A 23,176-nucleotide genomic window follows, 5' to 3' on the forward strand; every position below is an offset into this window, starting at 1 on the left:
GATGCTGCGGCCCGACACGGGCCGCTTACGCCTGCGGCGTCAAGGTCAGCCACACCATACCCAGCGCTTTTACGGCATCGGTACTGCACTGAAAATCTGTCCCGTTGCCGCTGACCTGCAGCTGATTGCCCGGCAAACGGGCAATATCATATACGTCCAGGTTGCCGTCGATATCGAGCAGCCAGCGTCCGTTGGCAATGTTCGTTACCGACAAATCCACCAGCCAGGCTACACGCCCACCGTCCACGTATGCGGGCTGCTCGGCCGTTGATGGAATCAACGTTCGATCGGCCAGCCATTCACCGCCATCTTTCAGCTGGCCGGCAATCAGTCGATACAGCGGCACGGCACGTGCTGGCGGTACCATATCCAGCGGATCGGACGCGCGCATTTCCCCCTGCCCGGTAGCCAACCACTGCAGAGAAACGCCGGTATCCAACGCGCAGGTCACCACAATATCCCCCGGGAAGTAATTACGGCGCACCCAGGTGCTCATGGTGCCGGATGAAATACCCAGTAAATCCCCTAGCTCCTTCTGCAAGCTGAAACCATAGGCATCCAGAATCCTACGCAGCACGCCCTTGCCGCCGGACGCCAGTACGCGCTCATACAACGCCTTACCATGCGCCGCAGCCCGCCCATTCACAGTATCTTCAGCCATATTTTCCCCGGTCATCATTAAAACTTGCAGAAGCAAGCCGTACTTTTCGACTTAACGCACATAGGATTCGTTATTAACGCCAGGCTCGCCTGCTATTTAACCTATGGTTAAATGATGCAATATAGTCGCCGAAAATACAAATGCCGATACCTGCCACAAACATTGTTCAGCACTGAAAAATCACGTGATGCATCTACTTCACAATGATAATTAAGGGAAAAATACAAAACTTGAATTTGCGAGAAAAATAAAAAACTTATGACATTTCCCCCTTCCCAGACGCACAAGGCATAGCAGCAAACAACGCCGCCCTCTACGGGCCGAGCCGACGTTATCCTGCCAGGCTTGTCCGTTTGTGCCGCTCGGCCATACCAATAAATGGCGTCGAGAACCATTGACCCATTTAGCGTTTTGCTTAATACTGTATAAATACACAGTATATTTAAGCGAGGGCAAACACGGTGGAAATTACGGATAAACAACAACTAACACTGTCACGCATCCAGTTCATCGCCGATGTATCACAGGCAGCCCAGTGCAGTCCGTCCGAATACCTGATCGCACTGTCACTGATTTCCGATCTGGCCGCTCAGGAACTCCCCGAGCACGACTACCAAGCCGTCTACTATCCGGCAGACCAACAACACTCCCGCTAGCACCGCCCCCCGCTTCTTAATACCGATTTTTACCCGCCATCCGGCGGGTATTTTTTTATCCGCCTTCCGGGGATTTATCCCGATCCGTTGTGCCACAACGACCACAACCCTATTGCATTGTGGCGGCAGGCCGTCATCAGGAAACTACTGCTAACCGGGCGCACTCCCCGCGTCCTCAACCAACAACCGCATCGCAGGATGGTAATGATGAAAATTTATGCACAACAAGGCGACACCATTGACGCGATGTGCTGGCGCTATTACGGCAGCACAGAAAACGTGGTGGAACAGGTTTATCGCGCCAATCGCGGGCTGGCGGCATACGGAGCGCTGCTGCCGCACGGCTGCCCGGTAGAAATGCCCGAACTCAACGCCGCCGCCAGGCGGGAAACGGTGAAACTGTGGGACTAAACGATGGAAAAATTTACCTCAACACTTTCCTACCTTATCGCCGCCTGCCTGGCCTGGTTCGGCCGTCACTCGACGGAAGACATAGCCATGATGGTCGGCGCTGCGGTAGGCGTAGGCACCTTTGCGGTGAACTGGTACTACCGCCATAAGAGCTACCAGTTACTGAAATCGCTCAGAAAGAAAATTCTCAAACGGGGGAAATACGATGAACCCACTCCTTAAACGCTGCAGCGCCGTCGCCATTTTGGCGCTGGCCGCTACTCTGCCGCAGTTTGGCCAACTGCATACCTCCGAACGGGGACTGCGCCTGATCGCCGACTTCGAAGGTTGCCAACTGTCCCCCTACCAGTGCAGCGCCAACGTCTGGACCAACGGCATCGGCCATACCGCGGGCGTGAAACCCAATACGGCGATCACCGAGCGTCAGGCGGCAGCCAACCTGCTGGACGACGTACGCAATGTGGAAAAAGGCATCGCGCGCTGTATGAGTGTGGATATGCCGCAGCCGGTTTACGACGCGGTCAGCGCTTTTGCCTTTAACGTCGGCGTCGGCGCCGCCTGCCGCTCTACGTTGGCCGGTTTCATTAAACAACGTCGCTGGCAACAAGCCTGCGATCAACTGCCGCGCTGGGTATACGTCAACGGCGTAAAGAGCAAAGGGCTGGAGCGTCGTCGTCAGGCCGAACGTGCGCTGTGTTTGCAGGGGGTGTCGCCATGAATCGCTGGCTGCTCAGCCTTGGCGCGCTGCTATTGACCCTGCTCGCGGCGTCGCAGTGGCAGAACCAGCGTCTGCAACAAACGCTGGCGCATCAACAGCAACGCCTTGGCGAGGCGCAGGCCACGCTAACGACACGCGACGCCCAGATCAACCAACTGAAACAACAGCGCCAACGGCGTGAACGCGCTGAACTGGCGCTGCGTCAGGCGCTGAGCAGCGCGCAGGATTTAACGCTGCAGCGAGAAAAACGATTACAGGAGTTACTCAATGAAAACAAGAAACTGCGCGACTGGTATCGCACTGGGTTGCCTGATGATGTTATCCGGCTGCAGCAGCGCCCCGCCTTCGCCAGGCCCGGAGATTACCTACGCTGGCTGTCCGAAAGTCAGCAGTTGCCCCATTCCCGGTAATCACCTCGCCACCAACGGCGATCTCAGCGCCGACATCCGCCAGCTTGAGCATGCGCTCATACAGTGCGCATTACAGATAGAAGCGATTAAACAGTGTCAGGAGGAACACGATGTTAAAACCCGACCAGCTGCGTGACGCCTTATTCAAGGCGTTACCGGACCTACAGGCCCAGCCGGAAAAACTGACGATGAAACTGACGGACGGCCGCGTCGTCGCCACGCCAGGCCCATCGTTGTCATTTGAATACCGCTACTCGTTGAGGTTAACGCTGGCCGATCGCGCGGCCGACTGCGAGCTGGTGATGGTCACCCTATTGGCATGGCTGCGCAGCCACCAGCCGGATCTGCTGGCTAACGTGGAAAAACGCAACGGTGATTTTGCTTTTGCCCTGCACGACGAAGCGCACGGCCAGCTCGACATTCAGTTGCAGCTCACCGAACGGATCTTGGTGGAACAGCGTGAGGAGACGTTGCATATCACGCCGCTGCCGGAACCGCCGGAGCCGCAAGACGTTTTGCGTTTTACCGACGTCTACCTGCATGGGGAGTTGATCAGCCACTGGCAACGCTCTTAACCCCGGGCAGGCGGCGGGTTTTGTTGTGCTGTCAGCCGTCAAACCCCGCCGCGTTGCCGCCCTTTTCTCTTACCGGCATGGTAACCACATGAACACATATAACCCTGATATTCAGCGCCTGGTGCGCAACCTAATCCGCATTGGCACCGTCAGCGACATCGATCTCGAACGCGGACGCTGCCGCGTGAGGACCGGCGGCAATCATACCGACTGGCTGTGTTGGATGACCAGCCGTGCCGGCAGCGCCCGCAGCTGGTGGGCGCCGAGCCTTGGCGAACAGGTGCTGGTGCTGTCGCTGGGCGGCGAGTTGGATACCGCTTTCGTGCTGCCCGGCATTTTTTCCAATGCCTTCCCGCCGCCGTCGCATTCGGCCGAGGCGCTGCATATTACCTTTGCCGACGGCGCAGTCATTGAGTACGAGCCGGCGCAAGGCGCTTTGAAAGCCAGCGGCATGAAAAGCGCCACGCTGGAGGCGACGGAGACGGCGACGGTCAGCGCCGCCAATATCGTCTGCCGCGCCAGCAGCAAAATCACCCTGGATGCCCCGGAAGTGGAGTGCACCCAGCACCTGGTTACCGGTTCACTCGCCGTCCGTCAGGGCGGTTCAATGACCGGTGATGTCACCCACTCCGGCGGCAGCATCACGTCTAACGGCATTGTGGTGCATACCCACACCCACGGCGGCGTACAAAACGGCGGAGGCCAAACGGATAAACCCTTATGAACAACGCAAAATATATTGGCATGGGCCGCAACTCCGGCCGCGCCATTAACGATATCGAACATATTCGCCAGTCGGTGAGCGACATTCTGGTCACCCCGATAGGTTCACGCGTGATGCGTCGCCAGTACGGATCGCTGCTTTCCGCACTGCTGGATCAACCGCAAAACGATGCGCTGCGCCTGCAAATCATGGCCGCCTGTTACAGCGCCCTGCTGCAGTGGGAACCAAGGATCCGTCTGACCGAGATCGCGGTCAACACCACCTTCGACGGAAAAATGGTGGTCGACCTGACCGGCAGTCGTACCGACACCCCGGATAATTTTTCCCTTTCAGTTTCAGTGAGCTAACGCTATGCCTACGATTGATTTGAGTTTATTGCCCGCCCCGACGGTGGTGGAACCGTTAAATTACGAAAGTTTACTGGCCGAACGTAAGGCCAGGCTGATCGCCCTTTACCCCGAAGATCAACGCGACGCCATTGCCCGCACCCTGGCGCTGGAATCGGAACCGCTGGTCAAACTGCTGCAGGAAAACGCCTACCGCGAGATGATTTTGCGCCAACGCGTAAATGAAGCGGCACAGGCGGTAATGCTCGGCTACGCCACCGGCAGCGATCTAGATCAGATCGGCGCCAATTTCCAGGTTGAGCGCTTAGTGGTGCAAAAACCCGATAACAGCGTCGTGCCGCCGGTGCCGGCGATTATGGAGTCCGACAGCGATTTCCGCGTTCGCATCCAGCAGGCATTTGAAGGATTGAGCGTGGCGGGATCCAGCGGATCCTATGAATATCACGGCCGCTCGGCGGACGGGCGCATCGCCGACGTTTCCGCCACCAGCCCCAGCCCGGCAACCGTCGTTATCGCCGTGTTGTCCCGTGAAGGCGACGGCACCGCCAGCGACGATCTGCTGGCCGTTGTCGAACGCGCGCTGAACGACGAAGACGTGCGACCGGTCGCCGACCGCGTGACGGTGCGCTCCGCCGATATTGTCAGTTACGCCATCGACGCGACGCTATACCTGTATCCCGGCCCGGAAGCCGAGCCGATTCGTCAGGCGGCCGAAGCCAAGCTCAAAAAATACATCAGCGCCCAACACCGTCTGGGACGCGATATCCGCCTGTCGGCCATTTACGCCGCGCTACATGCCGAAGGGGTACAGCGCGTCGAGCTGGCCAGCCCGAAAAACGACATCGTGCTGGACAAAACTCAGGCTTCTTACTGCAACAGCTACGTACTGAAAATCGGGGGGTCGGATGAATAATTACTTTTTCCACCGCTACACCACCTACTGACACGCCCCTTTGGGGCGTTTTTTTATCTTATTTTTCCTGATGTTGTGTCAGATTTAGTACATACCCAATGACGTGCACGCCCGCCTTGAGAAGCGCATCCTACTCCTACCAACCAACAAACGGAGTAATACTATGGGTGACTATCACCACGGCGTACGTGTTCTTGAAATCAATGAAGGCACTCGCGTAATTTCCACCGTCTCAACGGCGGTCATCGGCATGGTTTGTACCGCAGAAGATGCCGATACCAGCGTTTTTCCACTTAACCAACCGGTGCTGATCACCGACGTACTGGCCGCCAGCGGCAAAGCCGGTAAAAAAGGCACGCTGTCCGCCGCGCTGCTGGCCATCGCCGAACAGGCCAAACCGGTCACCGTGGTCGTACGCGTCGCCGAAGGTCAGGACGAAGCGGAAACCACCACCAATATCATCGGCGGTGCCGATGAGAGCGGCAAATACACCGGCATGAAAGCCCTGTTGGCAGCACAGGCCGAACTGGGCGTAAAACCACGCATTCTCGGCGTACCCGGCCTCGATAACCTGCAGGTAGCAACGGCGCTGGCAACCATTTGCCAGCAGCTGCGCGCCTTCGGCTACATCAGCGCTTACGGCTGCAAAACCGTTACGGAAGCCATTGCCTACCGTAAAAACTTCAGCCAGCGTGAACTGATGCTGATTTGGCCTGACTTCGTCAGTTGGAACACCGCCACCAACAGCAGCGATATTGCCTACGCGACCGCCCGTGCGCTCGGCCTGCGCGCCAAAATCGACCAGGAGACCGGCTGGCATAAGTCGCTGTCCAACGTCGGCGTTAACGGCGTCAGCGGTATTTCCGCCAGCGTATTCTGGGATCTGCAAACTGCCGGCACCGATGCCGATCTGTTGAATGAAGCCTGCGTAACCACGCTGATCCGCAAAGATGGCTTCAAATTCTGGGGTTCGCGCACCTGCGCCGACGATCCGCTGTTCCAGTTTGAAAACTACACCCGCACCGCGCAGGTTCTGGCGGACACCATGGCCGAAGCGCATCTGTGGGCGGTGGATCGCCCCCTGACGCCAACGCTGATCCGCGACATGATCGACGGCATCAAAGCCAAATTCCGCGAACTGAAATCCGCCGGTCTGATTATCGACGGCGACTGCTGGTACGACGAAAGCGCCAACGATCAGGAAACCCTGAAAGCCGGCAAGCTGTTTATCGATTATGACTACACCCCGGTGCCGCCGCTGGAAGACCTCACCCTGCGTCAACGCATCACCGACCGCTACCTGGCGAACTTCGCCGCGTCCGTAAACGGCTAAGGAGAACAACAAAATGGCATTACCAAAGAAATTGAAATACCTGAACCTGTTTAACGACGGTTTCAACTATATGGGCGTGGTTTCCTCGCTGACCCTGCCAAAACTGACCCGCAAGCTGGAGAAATACCGCGGCGGCGGCATGAACGGCGCGGCATCGGTCGACTTTGGCCTGGACGACGATGCGCTGGTGGTCGAATGGACCATGGGCGGTATCGATGAACTGGTGCTGAAGCAATGGGGTCAGGTCGATGCAGTTCCGCTGCGTTTCACCGGCTCGTTCCAACGCGATGACAGCGGCGACGTTTCCGCGCTGGAAGTGGTGATGCGCGGCCGCCACAAAGAGATCGACAGCGGCGATTTCAAGCAAGGTGAAGACACTGAAACCAAGGTTTCGACCGACTGCACCTACTTCAAGCTGAGCATCGACGGCAAAGAACTGATTGAGATCGATACCGTCAACATGATCGAGAAAGTGGACGGCGTCGACCTGCTGGCCGCACACCGCAAGGCCATCGGCCTGTAATCGTTATACCCACGGCCAGCCGTACGCTGGCCGCTTTACCCCATAGCCAACACAGTTAAGGAAAAAACAATGGAAATGATCACCTCTCAGGATACCAGCGTCGTACTCGATACCCCAATCAAACGCGGCGACAGCGAAATTAGCGAAGTCATGGTCACCAAGCCCAACGCCGGCAGCCTGCGCGGCATCGGCCTGGCTGCGCTGGCCAATGCCGACGTGGATGCGCTGATCACCATTTTACCGCGCGTCACCTATCCGAACCTGACCAAAGAAGAGTGCGCCCGTCTGGAACTGCCGGATCTGATCGCGCTGGCAGGCATGGTGATCGGTTTTTTAGCGCCGAAGTCGGCGGAGTAAGCATCGACCCGGCGCTGACCGTGGACGATCTGATGGCGGATATCGCAGTGATTTTTCACTGGCCGCCATCAGAGATGAACGGTATGGGGCTGGGGGAGTTGATCGACTGGCGTCGCCGAGCCCTTCAACGTAGTGGAGCAGAGACCAATGAGTAATCAACAGGCAGTCAACGATAGCACCATCAAGACCGCCAATCGTAATGTGATCCTGTCGACCAAACAGGTCCACTATGCGCAACGACAGCTCGCACAGCTGAAAAAGTTGGCGGCACTGAAGCGTCAGACTGACGATATTCAGCAACAGTTAAATAACAACCGGGCGGTGCGTACATCGCTGCCCGCCGCGATTTCCTCTATCGAGGATATTCAAACCGTCCAACAATTAAACTTCGACGACGTGCTCCAACGGGCACACCGTAAACTCCTCGCCTTCCAAAAGGGGCAGTTAAGTAAAAAGCTCGAAAAAAAAGGTTTCAACACCGCACGGCTGGACGAGGCGCAGCAACAGCAAAGCCAGCATCTGAATAATGCGCAGGCATCTCTGGGCGCCAACAAAGCTGAACAAAGCCGCCTGCGCCAGCAACATCGTGCGCAAATTTTTGCCAATCACGACCGTCGTCAGGGCCGTATTGATGCGCTGGGCAAATTTACCGAACCTGCCGCCGCAATCAGCAATCAGCTGTTTGCCGGCGGTAAGCAGTTGTTCACGCCCGGCGCGCAATTCGAGCAGCAGCTTTCCGCTCTGCAGGCACGGTTGGGATTAAAGCAAAACGATCCTCACTTGCTGGCGCTACAGCAGCAGGCCAGCCAACGACAAAACGGCGCGAATACGCCAGCCGATATACAGCAGGCGCAGGCGGCGCTGGCAAACAGCGGTTATGACGCCGAAGCCGTGCTGGCCGCCACGCCGGCCGCGTTGAATTTGGCCAGGGCGAGCGGCAGCAGCATTAAAGATGCGGTAAAAGCACTCACCGGCGTGCAACAGGCCTTTAAGCTGCCCGTCGATCAGGCCAACAACATCGCCGATGTCATGGCCAAAGCCAGCAACAGCTATGCACTTCCCCTGACGGATCTGAACAAACAGCTGTTATCGGCGGCGCCCGACGCGCTCCGCCGAGGGACAGGCCTGGAGCAAACGGCGGCGCAGCTGGCTCCGGCCGACAAACAGCTGGGCAACGTCGCGGGCGCCGCTCAGGCCATCGTGACGGTACGTGGCGACAATCTGGACGGCGATATCCAAAAGCTGTTCGCCAGTTGGGACCGCATTCGTATCAACCTTTTTGACGGACAGAACACCGCGCTGCGGGCACTAACGCAAACGGCGACCAAGTGGCTGGATACGCTACAGCAGTGGGTTACCAATAATCCGGATCTGACCGCAACGCTGATAACCGTTGCCGGCGCCGTATCCGTGCTGCTAGGCGGCCTGGGTTCCATCGGTACCTTTATTGTTCCGGCCCTCGGCGCCATCAATATGCTGATGAGCGGCGCCGCACTGCTCGGCGGTATTTTCACCGGTGTCGGCAGCGCCATCGCCGCCGCATTCGCCGCGCTTGGCCTCCCAATTATCGCTGTCATCGCCGCCGTCGTCGCGGGCGCGGCGGTAATTTATAAATATTGGCAGCCGATTTCTGCATTTATCGGCGGCATTATCGACGGCGTTCTTGAGGCGCTGGCGCCGTTTAAAACCCTCTTCGAGCCTATCGGTCAGGTGTTCAGCTTCGTGGTTGGCAAAATCAAGGAGTTCCTTACTCCGGTAAAAATGACGCAAGAAGGTTTAGATAAAGTTTCAGCAGCGGGAAAAAAGGTAGGAGAAGTCCTGACCATAACGCTAAGGAGCTCAATTTGGGTCTTGCAACAAGTTAGCGGCGCCGTTTCCAAGCTACTGCAAAGTATCGGGATCATTAAAAAAACGCCTGAACAGGAAGCAGCCATCGCGCCACCAACGGCATCAACATCAGAGCCAGAAAATACCAATAGCCAACTCAGCGTATCGAAAAGCTCCCCGTTGACGGCTTATCAACCGGCCCTAACGCCCGGCGCCGCCGTCACGGCCAATCATCGAACGGTGACCAATAACGTGACGATCCATACCACGCCGGGCATGGACCGCGAGGAAATACAGAATATCTATCATCAACTGAATCAACAGCAGCAGCGGGAACAGGAGCGTGTAGCGCAATCCCAATTCGCCAATATTTAAGGAACCAACACTATGATGCTAACCCTTGGGATCTACGTATTTATGCTGCGTACTCTCCCCTATCAAACCATCAAACGTGACGTCGCCTATCAGTGGCCGGAAAACAAACGCGTGGGCCAACGTGCGACCTCGCAGTTTCTCGGCCCCGACGTCGAAACCATCACCCTGGCGGGACAGTTAATGCCGGAACTGACGGGAGGCCGCGTCTCGCTCGCCGCTTTGCAGGCAATGGCGGATCAGGGGCGCGCCTGGCCGCTGATTGAAGGGAGCGGAACGATTTACGGCATGTTTGTGATTCAACGATTAAGTCAGACCGGTACGCAGCTGTTCCCTGATGGCCAGCCAAGACAAATCAATTTTGATATCACGCTGAAACGCGTGGATGAGTCTCTGCACGCCATGTTTGGCGACCTGCGTACGCAGATGGAAGGCGTGTTACACAAAGCCGGAGCGTTGCTGGATAAGGCGCAGCAGGCAGCGGGGATTAATCCATGATAACCGACACCTCTCTGCCAATGGGGGGCAAGATTGCCCCTGATTTTATTATCACGCTGGACGACAAGGATATTACCGCGTCAATCGCACCCCGGCTGATTTCGCTGACGTTGAAAGACGTCAGCGGCTTTGCCGCAGACTCTCTGAGCATCACTTTGGACGATAGCGACGGCCAGCTCATCATGCCCAGACGCGGCGCGCTGTTAACACTTTATATCGGCTGGCAAGGTTCGGCGTTATTTGGACATGGCTCATTCGTCATTGACACCATTACCCACACCGGCGCACCGGACCAGCTGACAATATCGGCTAACAGCGCTGATTTTAGGCGCTCACTTAACCAATTACGCAGCCAGTCTTATTCAGATATCGAGCTGGGAGACATCATTAAACAAATATCGGAGCGCAACCAACTGCGCGCCCCTAATGTAGATGCCGAGATAAGCACAATAACCATTCCGCATATCGATCAGAGCAATGAGTCAGACCTGCAGTTCCTGGTGCGGCTGGCGACGCTCAACGGCGCCAAGGTGAGTATTCGCTTCCAGAAAATTTCATTTAGCAAACCGGGAGCGGGCGGCGTCAGCAATGGTCAGCCGCTGCCCGTAAGCGTTCTTACCCGCAATGATGGCGATCGGCATACCTTCAATATTGCGGATAAAAACGCCTATACCGGCGTCAGCGCCGTCTGGCTCAACACCGACAATCCTGACGAAGCGAGTAAAAAAATTCGTCTCGACCGTCAATTGCCCGGAGCTCAAAAAACAGCCTCTGCATCACCGCCGGCGACGTCAAACGCTCAGAAATCGCCAAATAACTACCTGCTTGGTGCTGCAGACAATGTATTCAATATCCCTAAACTATTTCGGGATAAAAATGCTGCGATGCGTGGCGCCGAGTCCGTATTCAAACGAATACAGCAAGGATTGGCCAAGTTCACCATCAACCTGGCTATCGGGCGGCCAGACCTGGTGCCAGACACGCCAATCATCGTCCGCGGCTTCAAATCACAGATTGATAGTCAGCGATGGCTCATCAACGCAATCACTCACAACCTGAGCAGCAGCGGCTACACCTGCACCTTGGACTTACAGGTGATGCTTGATGACGTCACGTACCACACAACAGAAACGCGAACTCAAATTTGAGCTCATAACTTGCATTTACAAGATTGAGGTGTAATATGAATATTACTGTTTGAATAAACACTAGAGGGATTTAATTATGATGCACTGTCCTGTATGCGGTAACGTCGCTCACACCCGTTCCAGCCGTTACCTGAGCGAATCAACCAAAGAACGCTATCACCAATGTCAAAACATCAACTGCAGCTGTACGTTTGCCACGCATGAGTCGGTTGCACGTGTCATCGTTAAGCGCGGTGATAATCCACAAGTGCCGGCGGGGGTAGCCACGGGCAAGGCACGCCCAGCGGCGCAGACTGCGGCCAAGAGGTAAACCATGCTGCCGTTTGACTCCGATTTACTGCCGACTCCGGCAACCAACCGGCTGCTGCCGGTTGGTTCAGCACCGCTCGAAGTCGCCGCCGCACAGGCCTGCGCCGAACTGGAACACATATCGGTATCGCTGCGCGATTTATGGAACCCGGCAACCTGCCCAGCCAATTTATTGCCTTATTTGGCCTGGGCCTTTTCCGTCGATCATTGGGATGAAGCATGGCCGGAGGAGACAAAACGCAGCGTCATCGCATCATCCTTTTTTGTCCACCGGCATAAAGGAACGATCGGCGCGATACGCCGCGTGGTTGAACCGCTGGGTTACCTGATTAACGTTGACGAATGGTGGCACGGCGGCGATGACCCACCCGGTACTTTCCGGCTCAATATCGGCGTATTGGAAAGTGGCATCAGCGAAGAGATGTACCTTGAGATGGAACGCATGATCGCCGATGCCAAACCCGTAAGCCGGCATTTGATTGGCCTGACGATTTCACAAGCCGTGACAGGATATGCCTATACAGGCGCGGCGGCTATTGACGGTGATGTCACCACCGTTTACCCCGGATAGAGATAACCCGTATGACAAAATATAAAGCGATAGTGACCACTGCCGGCGCGGCAAAAATTGCCGCAGCAACGGCCGGCGGGGCACAGTTAAAGATTACACACATGGCCGTCGGCGACGGCAATGGCACACTGCCCGAACCAACGCCAGAACAGACACAGCTGATTAACGAGCAATACCGCGCTGCGCTAAACGCATTGGATATTGCCAATGCGTCACAAAACCATATTGTCGCTGAACTGATCATCCCGGCAAACGTCGGCGGTTTCTGGCTGCGCGAGATGGGGCTGTTCGATGAGTCGGGCGAACTGATCGCCGTCGGCAATATGGCCGAAAGCTACAAACCCAAGCTGGAAGAAGGCAGCGGGCGTACGCAAACGCTGCGCATGGTCCTGGTTGTCAGCAGCATCAATGCCATCCAGATCATTGCCGGTGGTGATACCGTGCTGGCAAGCAGGGACTTTGTCGAAAAAGCCATATTGGAGCATGAAGGCTCACGCAATCATCCTGACGCCACCACCACGGTGAAAGGCTTCGTGATGTTGTCAAACGCAACCAACAGCCCGAGCGAAAGCAAGGCGGTAACACCGGCAGCGCTGAAACAGGTCAGTGATGCAGGATTAAAGAAAGCATCAAATCTGAGCGACCTGCAAAACAAAGAGGCAGCCCGCAGCAATCTGGCTCTGGGCACGGCAGCAACGCGTAACGTAGGTACAGCCAGCGGAGAATTGTTGGCAGCCAGTGAAGGGGATAAGCGCTATCTAAAACTCAGCGGCGGCTCAGTAACCGGTAAAACCAGTTTTCATGCAGGGATCGATTTCGGTGAACAGATAACGCGTATTGAGGGTGGAGAAGATGGCGCCAATTATCTCAGCAATAATTTATTGCTGAAGAGCTGGCAGGGAGTCGGATTTTATAATACCTGTACGTCAATTGGCATCAAAGGGATATCGGGTTTTATTAATGTGCGTTTCGGCAGCCTGCAAATGGCAGGGAGAATTACCGCAGATGGACAAATTATTGAAGCCGGTAAACGCGTATATTCGCCGAATAATCCTCCAACAGCCAGTGATGTAGGAGCCGTCGCAAAAAACGGCGATACCATGACCGGCAAACTGCACATACAGAACGACATGGATGTGGATGGCATGGTAAGCATCGGCGGTTCGCTCGGTGCCAACTCACTGTCCATAGCAAAAGAAGCTACTATCGGTGGTAATGCAAATCTAAATAATGGTTCACTCATCCTTAATACCCGAAAAAAGACAGCAACTGTCAGTTCAGCAGGTTCGCACCGGGATAAAATGACTTTGGGTTTTTGGGGTAATGAGGAACGACCGAACATTGTAGAGTTCGGCGATGCTGTTAACTGGTTAATGTCGCTTTACAGACGTAAAGATAACAGTGTGCAAATGGATGTAAATGGCGATATCAACGCGAAAACATTGTCTACCGGGCTGATTTATCTTGCAAATGCACGCTTACAGGGTGATGGCAATATATGGGGCACACGATGGAATCCCAACGGTGGATGGTTATGGGATGAAATTGTGGCCCAACTTAACACAAGGGCCACGGTCGATTACGTTAATAACACATTTGTCAGACAGATGCGCCTTGGTGCCAATGTGAAATTTGGCGGCGGTGACGGCGATGTATTCCCGCCATCGGGATACGTCGTCACCGGTCTTGGTGACTTCGGGGCATCAAACGGTTACGGCTACGCTGCACCACTGCAATATCTCATCGGCGGCAACTGGATCACAATGGGAGTTTAATCATGCGCATGAATCACTTTACCCGCTATACACCAAAAGAGCCGGCATTCGGCCCGTCAGCGCTTTATTTACAAGACGATAAAGGGAACGATTGGTACACATCGCAAAACAAGTTCACGAAAGCTTATAAACTGGCGATCAGTCCAGATAGCGGCACCATCCGCTGCATAGCTGAAGACGTTTCTGCGTTATTCCCAAACGGCTTGTCGGTTGTCGATATCGATACATTGCCAGACGGGTGCGATATTTCCGGCGATTGGGTTTACCAAAATGGCAGCGTAAAACTGGCAGATGGCGCAGTTGCACGCCAGGCGGCTAATCAAAAAGACTCATTAATGCAGCAGGCAAATTATCAGGTACAGGTTCTTAGCGATGCCGTAGAACTGGAAATGGCAACAGAGGAAGAAAAAACCGCACTACCGGCATGGCGAAAATATCGCGTGATGCTGGCGCGTATCAATCCGCAGGATGCCCCCTCTATCGACTGGCCTCATGCGCCAAATCCGTAAAAAAACCACCTGCATAGCAGGTGGCATTGACAGCGCCCCAGAGGGGCGTACTAAAAGCCCTACAATTAGTCTCTGCCTGTTCTGAACGATTTAATTCCAAAGACAATAAGGCAAAGCCAAAACCTGCATGAACATCACCTCCATAGGAGGTGGTGTTCATGCAAGGATAAAAAAAGGGTCTGCCAGCAAGGCAGACCCTTTATTCACTATTAACTTTCGGATGCAGCGTTAGCCGACGCGGTTCAGACGCTCTTTGATACGAGCAGCCTTACCAGTACGCTCACGCAGGTAGTACAGTTTGGCTTTACGAACGGCACCACGACGTTTCACAGTAATGCTGTCGATTACTGGGGAGTGAGTCTGGAATACGCGCTCAACACCTTCGCCGTTGGAAATCTTACGAACAGTGAATGCAGAGTGCAGACCGCGGTTACGGATAGCGATAACCACGCCCTCGAATGCCTGCAGACGTTTTTTGCTACCTTCAACGACCCATACCTTAACTTCCACGGAATCACCCGGACGGAACGCAGGTACGTCTTGCTTCATCTGCTCTTGTTCAAGTTGCTTAATAATGTTGCTCATAATATGTCTCTTACCCTAGGTAAACTGATATATCGGCGTCGTCTTAGACGTTGCCTTCATAGTCCTGTTGCGAAGCCCGGTGTTCCCGTTGGAACTCGGCCAGCAACACCTCTTGCTCGTCAGTCAGAGCTAGGCTTTCTAGAAGTTCAGGTCTTCTAAGCCAGGTTCGGCCCAGCGACTGCTTTAAGCGCCAGCGACGTATCTCGGCATGGTTGCCCGACAGCAAAACCGGCGGTACTTCCATCCCTTCCAACACCTCAGGCCGGGTATAGTGCGGGCAATCCAGCAATCCGTCGGCAAAAGAGTCTTCTTCTGCTGACGCCTGACGTCCCAGCACGCCCGGAATAAATCGGGCGACAGAGTCGATCAGGGTCATTGCCGGCAGTTCCCCGCCGCTGAGAACGTAATCGCCGATTGACCACTCTTCGTCAATTTCGGTTTGGATCACGCGCTCATCGATCCCTTCGTAGCGGCCACACACCAAAATCATCTTTTGGTTGGCCGCCAGTTCGCAAACGCCGGTTTGATCCAGCTTGCGCCCCTGAGGTGAAAGATAAATCACCTTTGCACCCTCGCCTGCCGCTGCCTTCGCAGCCGTGATGGCTTCCCGTAAAGGTTGCACCATCATCAGCATTCCCGGGCCGCCGCCGTATGGGCGATCGTCCACGGTACGATGCCGGTCGTAGGTGAAGTCACGCGGACTCCAACACTGGACGCTCAGCAGGCCATTCTTTACTGCCCGGCCAGTCACTCCGTAATCGGTGATTGCGCGAAACATTTCAGGAAACAGGCTTACAATACCAATAAACACAAGCCAATCTCCGTACCGTTATTCCGCTTGCTTCGACCACATGATCCGGAGGTCAAAAACCAGGATCCCAATCTGCCTCGATCACCTTGGCAGCGAGATCGACTTTCTTGATAACCTGCCCATGAAGGAACGGAATCAACCTTTCCTTCATACCGAATGCATCTTTCAGGTTTGCCCGCACGACCATTACGTCGTTTGATCCGGTTTCCATCATATCGATGACTTTGCCCAGATCGTAGCCGGAGGCGGTGACTACCTGGCAGCCCATCAGGTCTTTCCAGTAGTAATCATCCTCTTCCAACTGCGGAAGCTGATTGGAATCCACGACAATTTCGCAATTGGTCAGCAGATTCGCCTCATCCCGATCGTCAATGCCTTTCACCTTAACGATCAGATCCTGATTGTGACGACGCCAGCTCTCAAGCTCAACGTGCTGCCACTGACCCGCCTTCTGGATAAACCAGGGCTGATAGTCAAAAATGCTTTCGGCGTTTTCGGTGGATGAAAACACTCTGAGCCAACCACGAATGCCGTAACTGGAACCCAGTTTGCCGAGTACAATCGGCTGTTCAGGCACCAGCGGTTTATGTTGCTTGCTCATTGCCACCACCGCGACAGATTAAGCTGCTTTCTTAGCGTCTTTGATCAGCGCAGAAACGCGATCAGAAACGGTTGCACCCAGGCCGACCCAATGTTCGATACGGTCCAGGTCCAGACGCAGTGCTTCAGCCTGACCAGAAGCGATCGGGTTGAAGAAGCCTACGCGCTCGATGAAGCGACCGTCACGAGCGTTGCGGCTGTCGGTCACTACTACTTGATAAAACGGACGCTTTTTAGCGCCGCCACGTGCCAAACGAATTGTTACCATAACATCCTCTTTAGTTAATAAAACAGCCGGGCCCCATTGAGGGACGGGGCCCGGTTGCAATATAAAAAGCCCGAAAATTTTACTCATTTTGGCGCAAAAAGCAATCTAAAGCGTAGATCACCGCTAATTCGTTTTGGCGCCATCACACTTTCGGGCATTTTTTTGCCGCAAGCGGCAATACGGTCAGCGCCGAGATCTCCAGGAGATCGCGACGCTTAGCGGCCCGGGAAGCCCGGCGGCATCATGCCTTTCATGTTGCGCATCATCTTCGCCATGCCGCCCTTTTTCATCTTCTTCATCATGCGCTGCATTTCGTCAAACTGCTTGAGTAGACGGTTAACGTCCTGCACCTGCATGCCGGAACCCATCGCGATGCGGCGCTTGCGCGAGCCTTTGATGATTTCCGGTTTGGCGCGCTCTTTCTGCGTCATCGAGTTGATGATCGCTTCCATACGCACCAGCACCTTGTCGTCCATCTGCGATTTGACGTTATCCGGCAGCTGGCCCGCGCCCGGCAGTTTGCTCAGCATGCTGGCCATACCACCCATATTGCGCATCTGCTTCAGCTGATCCAGGAAGTCGGTCAAATCGAAGCCGTCGCCCTTTTTCAGCTTGCTGGCCAGTTTTTCAGCCTGCTCGCGGTCAACCTTGCTCTCGATATCTTCGATCAGCGACAGCACGTCGCCCATGCCGAGAATGCGCGAGGCAACGCGATCCGGGTGGAACGGCTCCAGCGCTTCGGTTTTCTCGCCGACGCCCAGGAATTTGATCGGTTTGCCGGTGATGTGACGAATGGACAGCGCGGCACCGCCGCGTGCATCGCCGTCAACCTTGGTCAGCACCACGCCGGTCAGCGGCAGCGCTTCATTAAAGGCTTTCGCGGTATTGGCGGCGTCCTGACCGGTCATGGCGTCAACCACAAACAGCGTTTCCACCGGGTTAATCGCCGCGTGCACCTGTTTGATTTCGTCCATCATCGCTTCGTCGACGTGCAAACGGCCGGCGGTATCGACGATCAGCACGTCATAGAACTTCAGCTTCGCCTGCTGCAGCGCGCGGTTGACGATATCAATCGGCTTGTCTTTGGCGTCGGACGGGAAGAAGTCGATGCCGACGTTTTCGGCCAGGGTCTCCAGCTGTTTGATCGCCGCAGGGCGATAAACGTCGGCAGACACCACCAGTACTTTCTTCTTCTGTTTCTCTTTCAGGAATTTGCCGAGCTTACCGACGCTGGTGGTTTTACCGGCGCCCTGCAGACCCGCCATCAGCACCACCGCCGGCGGCTGTGCCGCCAGGTTCAGTTCGGTGTTCACCTCGCCCATCGCGGCGATCAGCTCGCCCTTGACGATTTTGACGAACTCCTGCCCCGGCGTCAGGCTCTTGTTGACTTCATGACCGACCGCGCTCTCTTTCACGCGATTGATAAAGTCCCGCACCACCGGCAGCGCCACGTCGGCTTCCAGCAATGCCATGCGCACTTCGCGCAGGGTTTCCTTGATATTCTCTTCTGTCAGCCGCCCGCGGCCGCTGATATTGCGCAGTGTGCGCGATAATCGATCGGTTAAATTTTCAAACATCGTCTCAGGCTCAACGTAATGACAGGCCGCCATGGCGACACAATTGCGGCGATTATAACACGAAGCGTTAACGATCTCTGCCTCAGCGTTGGAGATCGGTTGGAGTGCGGCGCGCTCAACGCTATACTGACCGTTCGATTAACCACGCCGATGCCTAAAATAACGCTATGCCAGTATTTTCCATCGTGGCTTTGATAGCCTACCTGCTCAGCCTTGGACTGATCATTCCCAGCTTGTTGCGGCAGAATAGCGCATACCGTCGGCTTGCCATCATTTCCGCCGTGGTGGCGCTGGTCAGCCATGCCATTGCGCTGCAACAGCGGGTATTCGACGTCAGCACCGGGCAAAACCTGAGCCTGCTGAATATTGGATCCATCGTCAGCCTGATCATCTGCACCGTGATGACGATTGTCGCTTCACGCAACCGTGGCTGGTTCCTGCTGCCGATCGTCTACAGCTTCGCCATGATTAATCTGGCCTTCGCCAGCCTGCTGCCCGGAGAGTTTATCACTCACCTGGAGGCCAGCCCCGAACTGATGGTGCATATCGGCCTGGCGCTGTTCGCCTACGCCACGTTGATTATCGCCGCGCTGTACGCGCTGCAGCTGGCGTGGCTCGATTATCTGCTGAAGAACAAAAAGCTCAGTTTCAGCGCAGATATGCCGCCGCTGATGAGCATTGAACGTAAAATGTTTCATATCACGCAGATCGGCGTGGTGTTGCTGACGCTGACCCTGTGCACCGGGCTGCTGTATATGGATAATCTGTTCAGCAAAGAGAACGTGCACAAGGCGGTGCTGTCGATCATGGCATGGTTTGTCTATATCGTTCTGCTGTGGGGCCATTACCATGAAGGCTGGCGCGGTCGCCGCGTGGTCTGGTTCAGTTTCGCCGGGGCGTTCTTACTCACGCTGGCCTATTTTGGCAGCCGACTCATTCAGGAAATCATGGTGCGCTGAGCACGCCATGCCTCATTCACCCATGAGGCAATCTTTCTCCATATATAAGGAATCTCGCGTTGGAGCACGTTTCGACAGCCACCCTAATCATCATTCTGGTGATCATGATTGTGGTTTCCGCTTATTTTTCAGCTTCCGAAACCGGCATGATGACGCTCAACCGCTATCGTCTTCGTCACCTTTCCAAACAGGGCAACCGATCTGCCCGCCGGGTAGAGAAGCTGCTGCAAAAGCCTGACCGCCTGATCGGACTAGTGCTGATCGGCAACAACCTGGTGAACATTCTGGCCTCGGCGTTGGCGACCATCGTCGGGATGCGTCTGTACGGCGATCTGGGCGTGGCCATTTCCACCGGCGTACTCACCTTCGCCGTCCTGCTGTTCGCCGAGGTGCTGCCGAAAACCTTTGCCGCCCTGTATCCGGAGCGCATCGCGTTCCCCAGCAGCATGCTGCTGGCGCCGCTGCAAAAAGTGATGTTCCCGCTGGTCTGGGTGCTTAACGGCATTACCAGCATGGTGCTGCGGCTGTTCGGCATCCGCATGAACCAGCAAATCAGCGACGCGGTCAGTAAAGAAGAGCTGCGTACCATTGTGAACGAATCCCACTCGCAGATTTCACGCCGCTACCAGGATATGCTGATTTCGGTGCTCGATCTGGAGAAGGTCACGGTGGAAGACATCATGGTGCCGCGCAATGAGATCATGGGCATTGACGTCAATGACGACTGGAAGTCCATCATGCGCCAGCTGACGCACTCGCCGCACGGCCGCATCGTGCTGTACCGCGATTCGCTGGACGACGCCATCGGCATGCTGCGCGTGCGTGAAGCCTACCGCCTGATGACGGAAAAGAACGAGTTTAATAAAGAAAATCTGCTGCGCGCCGCCGACGAAATCTACTACGTACCGGAAGGTACGCCGCTGAACGTACAGCTGGTCAAATTCCAGCGGAATAAAGAGAAAGTGGGCATCGTCGTTGATGAATACGGTGATATTCAGGGGCTGGTCACGGTGGAGGATATCCTGGAAGAGATCGTCGGCGACTTTACCACCTCCATGTCCCCGACGCTGGCAGAGGAAGTCACGCCGCAAAGCGACGGTTCCGTACTGATCGACGGCACCGCCAACGTGCGGGAGCTGAACAAGGCCTTCAACTGGAACCTGCCGGCCATTGAAGCGCGCACCATCAACGGACTGCTGCTTGAAGAGCTGGAAGAGATTCCGGAAAGCGGCACCCGCATCCGCATTGGCCACTATGATTTTGACATTCTGGACGTGCAGGACAACATGATTAAACAGGTGCGCGTCACGCCGATCAAGCCGCTGGAGGAGAGCGTGCAAAATAGCTAGCGCCCTCTGTCTGCCATCCATAAAAAAGACGCGATAATCGCGTCTTTTTTATTACCTGCGGCCAGCGTCCTATCAGATGTGCAGTTCCTGCAATTTATCTGCCGGCAGCGCCAGTTCGTCATTGCGGTTCACTACCACGTCGCGATCCAGAATATGCTTGGCGATATCCTGCGCTTCCTGCAGCGAGTGCATCTCGTAAGTCCCGCACTGGAATTCATTCAGCTCAGGGATTTTACGCTGGTCGGTCACCTTCAGCACGTCCGCCATCGCCGCTTTCCAGGCGTCGGCAACGCGTTGCTCGTCCGGCACGCCGATCAGGCTCATATAAAAGCCGGTGCGACAGCCCATCGGCGAGATATCAATGATCTCTACGCCCTGGCCATTCAGGTGATTACGCATAAAGCCCGCGAACAGGTGCTCCAGCGTATGGATACCGCGCTCAGGCATCACTTCTTTGTTTGGGATGCAAAAACGCAGGTCAAACACGGTGATGGTATCGCCATGAGGAGTTTTCATGGTTTTCGCAACGCGGACAGCCGGGGCTGCCATGCGAGTGTGGTCTACGGTAAAGCTATCCAGCAGTGGCATGTTGTCACCTCCTCGTAAAAGAAAAATTATTTAGGATTTTTTTTAGCGATCCAAGGAAACCTTTTCCCACCCTGCGGGTCTCAGTATATGAAAGACGCGCATTTGTTATCATCATCCCTGTCATCAGAGATGCATATTTGGCCACATTGATGTGGCCTTTTTCTTTTTCAGCCCCCGCCGTTTGCCTTCAGGAACTGTTCAAAGCTTAGCGTATCCGCCGCTTCTACGTCGCGCTGTCGCTGCCATGACTCACGTGATTCTTGTGTAAACAGCTCGTCGCTAAGAATTTCCAGCGGTTCAGACTGCAGCATCTGGCGATAATGTTCCGCCAGTTCAAGACCCACCTTACCGGTTCCGTCTTCCAGCATCGCCTTTAAAATACGGGCGGAGAACGTCTGCTCCGGATCGTCAAAAGCGGCAACCAGTTGATCGCACACCTGCTGGTACGCCCGGTCGCCGGCTTCGCTGTCCAGCACTTCCGCCACGCGCCGCAGATCGGCAAACAATGCTTTCCCCACCTGCACCAGCGGCTTACGCGTATCGTTACAACCGATGCCGATGGTTTGCCCCGGTTTACGGCCTTCCAGAATCACCCGGTTCCAGTTTTTACGCGTACACAGCAGTTCATCGCTGCTCATTTCCGGCGCATCCGCCAGGGTGCACCAGATCAGGAACAGGTCAAGGAAACGTGCCTGTACCGCATCAACGCCAATCGGCGAGAATGGGTTAATATCCAGCGAACGCACTTCAATATATTCAATACCGCCGCGCAGCAAGGCATCGGACGGCGTTTCGCCGCTGCGGGTCACGCGCTTGGGACGAATCGGCGCATACAGCTCATTTTCAATCTGCAGCACATTGGTGTTCAGCTGCAGATAATGGTCGCCTTGTTTCACGCCTAACTGAGCAAACTCTTCCGACGGCGTCGCAATCGCCTTTTTCAACCCCTGGACATAGCTGTGCAGGTCATTGAAGGTAATACCCAGATTGCTTTGCGACTTGTTGGTATAACCCAGGTCGCTCAGACGCAGCGAGGTTGCATACGGCAGATACAGCATGCCGCGTCCGTTGCTTTCAAACGGCAGCGAGGTTTCCCGCCCTTTCAGGAACGAGGAGCAAATAGCCGGCGATGCACCAAACAGATAAGGGATCACCCAGCCGAACCGGTAATAGTTGCGGATCAGACGGAAATAACCGGCGGAGATTTGCTCTTTGCCACTTTCCGCATCCTCAACCCCCGCCCAGGCCTGCCAGAACTCCATCGGCAGCGAGAAGTTATAGTGAACGCCGGAGATGGTCTGCATCAAGGCGCCATAGCGATTCTTCAGCCCTTCGCGGTACAGCGTTTTCATCCGGCCGATATTTGATGAACCGAACTGCGCCAGTTCAATATCCTGCTCAGCGCCGATAAAACACGGCATACTCAGCGGCCACATACGCTCTTCGCCAATATTGCGCGCCACATAGCGGTGGATGTCGCGTAAAAACGTCAGCAGGTGATCGATATTGTCATCAACCGGCGTAATAAACTCTAACAGCGCTTCGGCAAAGTCCGTGGTAATCCAATGGTGCGTTAATGCCGCCCCCAGATGTTCCGGATGTCCGGTTGTCGCCAGCTTGCCATCCGCCGTCACGCGTAGCGTTTCACGCTCAATACCGCGGCGGATGCCTTTTAATGCCTGAGGGTGGGCTTCCAACCAAGAAAGCGCCTGTGATACGTCCGGGATCAAATTGACCTCCCGCTCCAAAAAACGATTACTCGTAAGCATACTAAAACCACGCCCGAAGAATATTGTATTCAT

31 protein-coding genes are annotated in these 23,176 nt (G+C 55.2%); 23 read left to right on the forward strand and 8 right to left on the reverse strand.

Annotated features, from left to right (window positions below; genetic code table 11):
- Positions 1-25 precede the first annotated feature (25 nt).
- The gene (locus HF675_RS19175) at positions 26-661 is read right to left on the reverse strand and encodes a phage repressor protein CI (protein WP_232251630.1); all 636 of its coding nucleotides are present in this window, start codon (positions 659-661) and stop codon (positions 26-28) included.
- A gap of 461 nt (positions 662-1,122) precedes the next feature.
- Here HF675_RS19175 and HF675_RS19180 point away from each other — a divergent pair, with 461 nt between their 5' ends.
- The 21 genes from HF675_RS19180 (at position 1,123) to HF675_RS19275 (ending at position 14,637) form a co-directional block, all read left to right on the forward strand.
- A complete protein-coding gene (locus tag HF675_RS19180) occupies positions 1,123-1,317 on the forward strand; it encodes a hypothetical protein (RefSeq protein ID WP_105229872.1) in 195 nt (64 codons plus the stop codon).
- Between the two features lie 207 nt (positions 1,318-1,524).
- Positions 1,525-1,728, forward strand: a complete 204-nt coding sequence (locus HF675_RS19185; RefSeq protein WP_105229871.1) for a tail protein X — start codon at positions 1,525-1,527, stop codon at positions 1,726-1,728.
- Between the two features lie 3 nt (positions 1,729-1,731).
- Positions 1,732-1,950 (forward strand): HP1 family phage holin, encoded by a 219-nt coding sequence (locus HF675_RS19190; protein ID WP_105229870.1) that lies wholly within the window; start codon positions 1,732-1,734, stop codon positions 1,948-1,950.
- The gene (locus HF675_RS19195) at positions 1,934-2,446 is read left to right on the forward strand and encodes a lysozyme (RefSeq protein ID WP_105229869.1); all 513 of its coding nucleotides are present in this window, start codon (positions 1,934-1,936) and stop codon (positions 2,444-2,446) included. The genes HF675_RS19190 and HF675_RS19195 overlap by 17 nt, the downstream gene beginning before the upstream one ends.
- Positions 2,443-2,856 (forward strand): Rz-like lysis system protein LysB, encoded by a 414-nt coding sequence (lysB, locus tag HF675_RS23885; protein ID WP_105229868.1) that lies wholly within the window; start codon positions 2,443-2,445, stop codon positions 2,854-2,856. Before HF675_RS19195 ends, lysB begins: the two co-directional genes overlap by 4 nt.
- Positions 2,759-2,992 (forward strand): Rz1-like lysis system protein LysC, encoded by a 234-nt coding sequence (gene lysC / locus HF675_RS23715; protein WP_105229867.1) that lies wholly within the window; start codon positions 2,759-2,761, stop codon positions 2,990-2,992. The genes lysB and lysC overlap by 98 nt, the downstream gene beginning before the upstream one ends.
- Positions 2,967-3,431 (forward strand): phage tail protein, encoded by a 465-nt coding sequence (locus tag HF675_RS19205; RefSeq protein WP_187043593.1) that lies wholly within the window; start codon positions 2,967-2,969, stop codon positions 3,429-3,431. The genes lysC and HF675_RS19205 overlap by 26 nt, the downstream gene beginning before the upstream one ends.
- A gap of 88 nt (positions 3,432-3,519) precedes the next feature.
- Positions 3,520-4,155: a phage baseplate assembly protein V gene (locus HF675_RS19210; protein WP_105229865.1), complete on the forward strand. Its 636-nt coding sequence runs from the start codon at positions 3,520-3,522 to the stop codon at positions 4,153-4,155.
- Positions 4,152-4,502: a GPW/gp25 family protein gene (locus HF675_RS19215; RefSeq protein WP_105229864.1), complete on the forward strand. Its 351-nt coding sequence runs from the start codon at positions 4,152-4,154 to the stop codon at positions 4,500-4,502. Before HF675_RS19210 ends, HF675_RS19215 begins: the two co-directional genes overlap by 4 nt.
- A gap of 4 nt (positions 4,503-4,506) precedes the next feature.
- Positions 4,507-5,415: a baseplate assembly protein gene (locus tag HF675_RS19220; protein ID WP_187043594.1), complete on the forward strand. Its 909-nt coding sequence runs from the start codon at positions 4,507-4,509 to the stop codon at positions 5,413-5,415.
- Between the two features lie 163 nt (positions 5,416-5,578).
- Positions 5,579-6,748, forward strand: a complete 1,170-nt coding sequence (locus HF675_RS19225) for a phage tail sheath protein (protein WP_187043595.1) — start codon at positions 5,579-5,581, stop codon at positions 6,746-6,748.
- Positions 6,749-6,761: 13 nt separating this feature from the next.
- Positions 6,762-7,271, forward strand: a complete 510-nt coding sequence (locus HF675_RS19230) for a phage major tail tube protein (RefSeq protein WP_015671015.1) — start codon at positions 6,762-6,764, stop codon at positions 7,269-7,271.
- Between the two features lie 69 nt (positions 7,272-7,340).
- The gene (locus tag HF675_RS19235) at positions 7,341-7,628 is read left to right on the forward strand and encodes a phage tail assembly protein (RefSeq protein ID WP_105229861.1); all 288 of its coding nucleotides are present in this window, start codon (positions 7,341-7,343) and stop codon (positions 7,626-7,628) included.
- A gap of 20 nt (positions 7,629-7,648) precedes the next feature.
- On the forward strand, positions 7,649-7,783 hold the full coding sequence (locus tag HF675_RS19240) for a GpE family phage tail protein (RefSeq protein ID WP_105229860.1): 135 nt from the start codon (positions 7,649-7,651) through the stop codon (positions 7,781-7,783).
- Positions 7,776-9,830, forward strand: a complete 2,055-nt coding sequence (locus HF675_RS19245; RefSeq protein ID WP_187043596.1) for a phage tail tape measure protein — start codon at positions 7,776-7,778, stop codon at positions 9,828-9,830. Before HF675_RS19240 ends, HF675_RS19245 begins: the two co-directional genes overlap by 8 nt.
- 12 nt (positions 9,831-9,842) lie before the next feature.
- A complete protein-coding gene (locus HF675_RS19250; protein WP_111737697.1) occupies positions 9,843-10,325 on the forward strand; it encodes a phage tail protein in 483 nt (160 codons plus the stop codon).
- Positions 10,322-11,473 carry a contractile injection system protein, VgrG/Pvc8 family gene (locus HF675_RS19255; protein WP_187043597.1) on the forward strand — a complete coding sequence of 384 codons (1,152 nt, stop codon included), beginning with the start codon at positions 10,322-10,324 and terminating at the stop codon, positions 11,471-11,473. Before HF675_RS19250 ends, HF675_RS19255 begins: the two co-directional genes overlap by 4 nt.
- Positions 11,474-11,549: 76 nt before the next feature.
- On the forward strand, positions 11,550-11,783 hold the full coding sequence (locus HF675_RS19260) for an ogr/Delta-like zinc finger family protein (protein WP_187043598.1): 234 nt from the start codon (positions 11,550-11,552) through the stop codon (positions 11,781-11,783).
- A 3-nt stretch (positions 11,784-11,786) separates the two neighbouring features.
- Positions 11,787-12,353, forward strand: coding sequence for a phage tail protein I (locus tag HF675_RS19265; protein ID WP_105229855.1), 567 nt, complete (start codon positions 11,787-11,789; stop codon positions 12,351-12,353).
- An 11-nt stretch (positions 12,354-12,364) separates the two neighbouring features.
- The gene (locus HF675_RS19270) at positions 12,365-14,128 is read left to right on the forward strand and encodes a phage tail protein (RefSeq protein WP_187043599.1); all 1,764 of its coding nucleotides are present in this window, start codon (positions 12,365-12,367) and stop codon (positions 14,126-14,128) included.
- Between the two features lie 2 nt (positions 14,129-14,130).
- On the forward strand, positions 14,131-14,637 hold the full coding sequence (locus HF675_RS19275) for a tail fiber assembly protein (RefSeq protein ID WP_187043600.1): 507 nt from the start codon (positions 14,131-14,133) through the stop codon (positions 14,635-14,637).
- A gap of 228 nt (positions 14,638-14,865) precedes the next feature.
- On the opposite strand, the gene rplS is transcribed toward HF675_RS19275, so the two are convergent.
- The 5 genes from rplS to ffh all read right to left on the reverse strand — a co-directional run bounded on the left by rplS (position 14,866) and on the right by ffh (position 18,478).
- A complete protein-coding gene (gene rplS / locus HF675_RS19280; RefSeq protein WP_004932484.1) occupies positions 14,866-15,222 on the reverse strand; it encodes a 50S ribosomal protein L19 in 357 nt (118 codons plus the stop codon).
- 43 nt (positions 15,223-15,265) lie between these two features.
- Positions 15,266-16,033 carry a tRNA (guanosine(37)-N1)-methyltransferase TrmD gene (trmD, locus tag HF675_RS19285; RefSeq protein WP_105229852.1) on the reverse strand — a complete coding sequence of 256 codons (768 nt, stop codon included), beginning with the start codon at positions 16,031-16,033 and terminating at the stop codon, positions 15,266-15,268.
- Between the two features lie 52 nt (positions 16,034-16,085).
- The gene (gene rimM, locus HF675_RS19290) at positions 16,086-16,634 is read right to left on the reverse strand and encodes a ribosome maturation factor RimM (RefSeq protein WP_105229851.1); all 549 of its coding nucleotides are present in this window, start codon (positions 16,632-16,634) and stop codon (positions 16,086-16,088) included.
- 18 nt (positions 16,635-16,652) lie between these two features.
- Positions 16,653-16,901 carry a 30S ribosomal protein S16 gene (gene rpsP, locus HF675_RS19295; protein ID WP_004712517.1) on the reverse strand — a complete coding sequence of 83 codons (249 nt, stop codon included), beginning with the start codon at positions 16,899-16,901 and terminating at the stop codon, positions 16,653-16,655.
- A 215-nt stretch (positions 16,902-17,116) separates the two neighbouring features.
- On the reverse strand, positions 17,117-18,478 hold the full coding sequence (gene ffh / locus HF675_RS19300) for a signal recognition particle protein (protein WP_105229849.1): 1,362 nt from the start codon (positions 18,476-18,478) through the stop codon (positions 17,117-17,119).
- Between the two features lie 167 nt (positions 18,479-18,645).
- Here ffh and HF675_RS19305 point away from each other — a divergent pair, with 167 nt between their 5' ends.
- Both HF675_RS19305 and HF675_RS19310 read left to right on the forward strand, forming a co-directional pair.
- A complete protein-coding gene (locus tag HF675_RS19305; protein WP_015671002.1) occupies positions 18,646-19,437 on the forward strand; it encodes an inner membrane protein YpjD in 792 nt (263 codons plus the stop codon).
- Positions 19,438-19,496: 59 nt separating this feature from the next.
- Positions 19,497-20,786, forward strand: a complete 1,290-nt coding sequence (locus HF675_RS19310) for an HlyC/CorC family transporter (protein WP_145961159.1) — start codon at positions 19,497-19,499, stop codon at positions 20,784-20,786.
- A gap of 72 nt (positions 20,787-20,858) precedes the next feature.
- Here HF675_RS19310 and luxS read toward each other — a convergent pair whose 3' ends face one another.
- Together luxS and gshA are read right to left on the reverse strand one after the other, a co-directional pair.
- Entirely contained in the window at positions 20,859-21,374 is a 516-nt protein-coding gene (gene luxS / locus HF675_RS19315; protein WP_105229847.1) for an S-ribosylhomocysteine lyase, read from the reverse strand.
- A 167-nt stretch (positions 21,375-21,541) separates the two neighbouring features.
- On the reverse strand, positions 21,542-23,143 hold the full coding sequence (gene gshA, locus HF675_RS19320; protein WP_187043601.1) for a glutamate--cysteine ligase: 1,602 nt from the start codon (positions 23,141-23,143) through the stop codon (positions 21,542-21,544).
- Positions 23,144-23,176: the final 33 nt, after the last annotated feature.

This window comes from Serratia sp. JUb9, assembly GCF_014298095.1.
GTDB classification, from domain to species: domain Bacteria; phylum Pseudomonadota; class Gammaproteobacteria; order Enterobacterales; family Enterobacteriaceae; genus Serratia_B; species Serratia_B rhizosphaerae.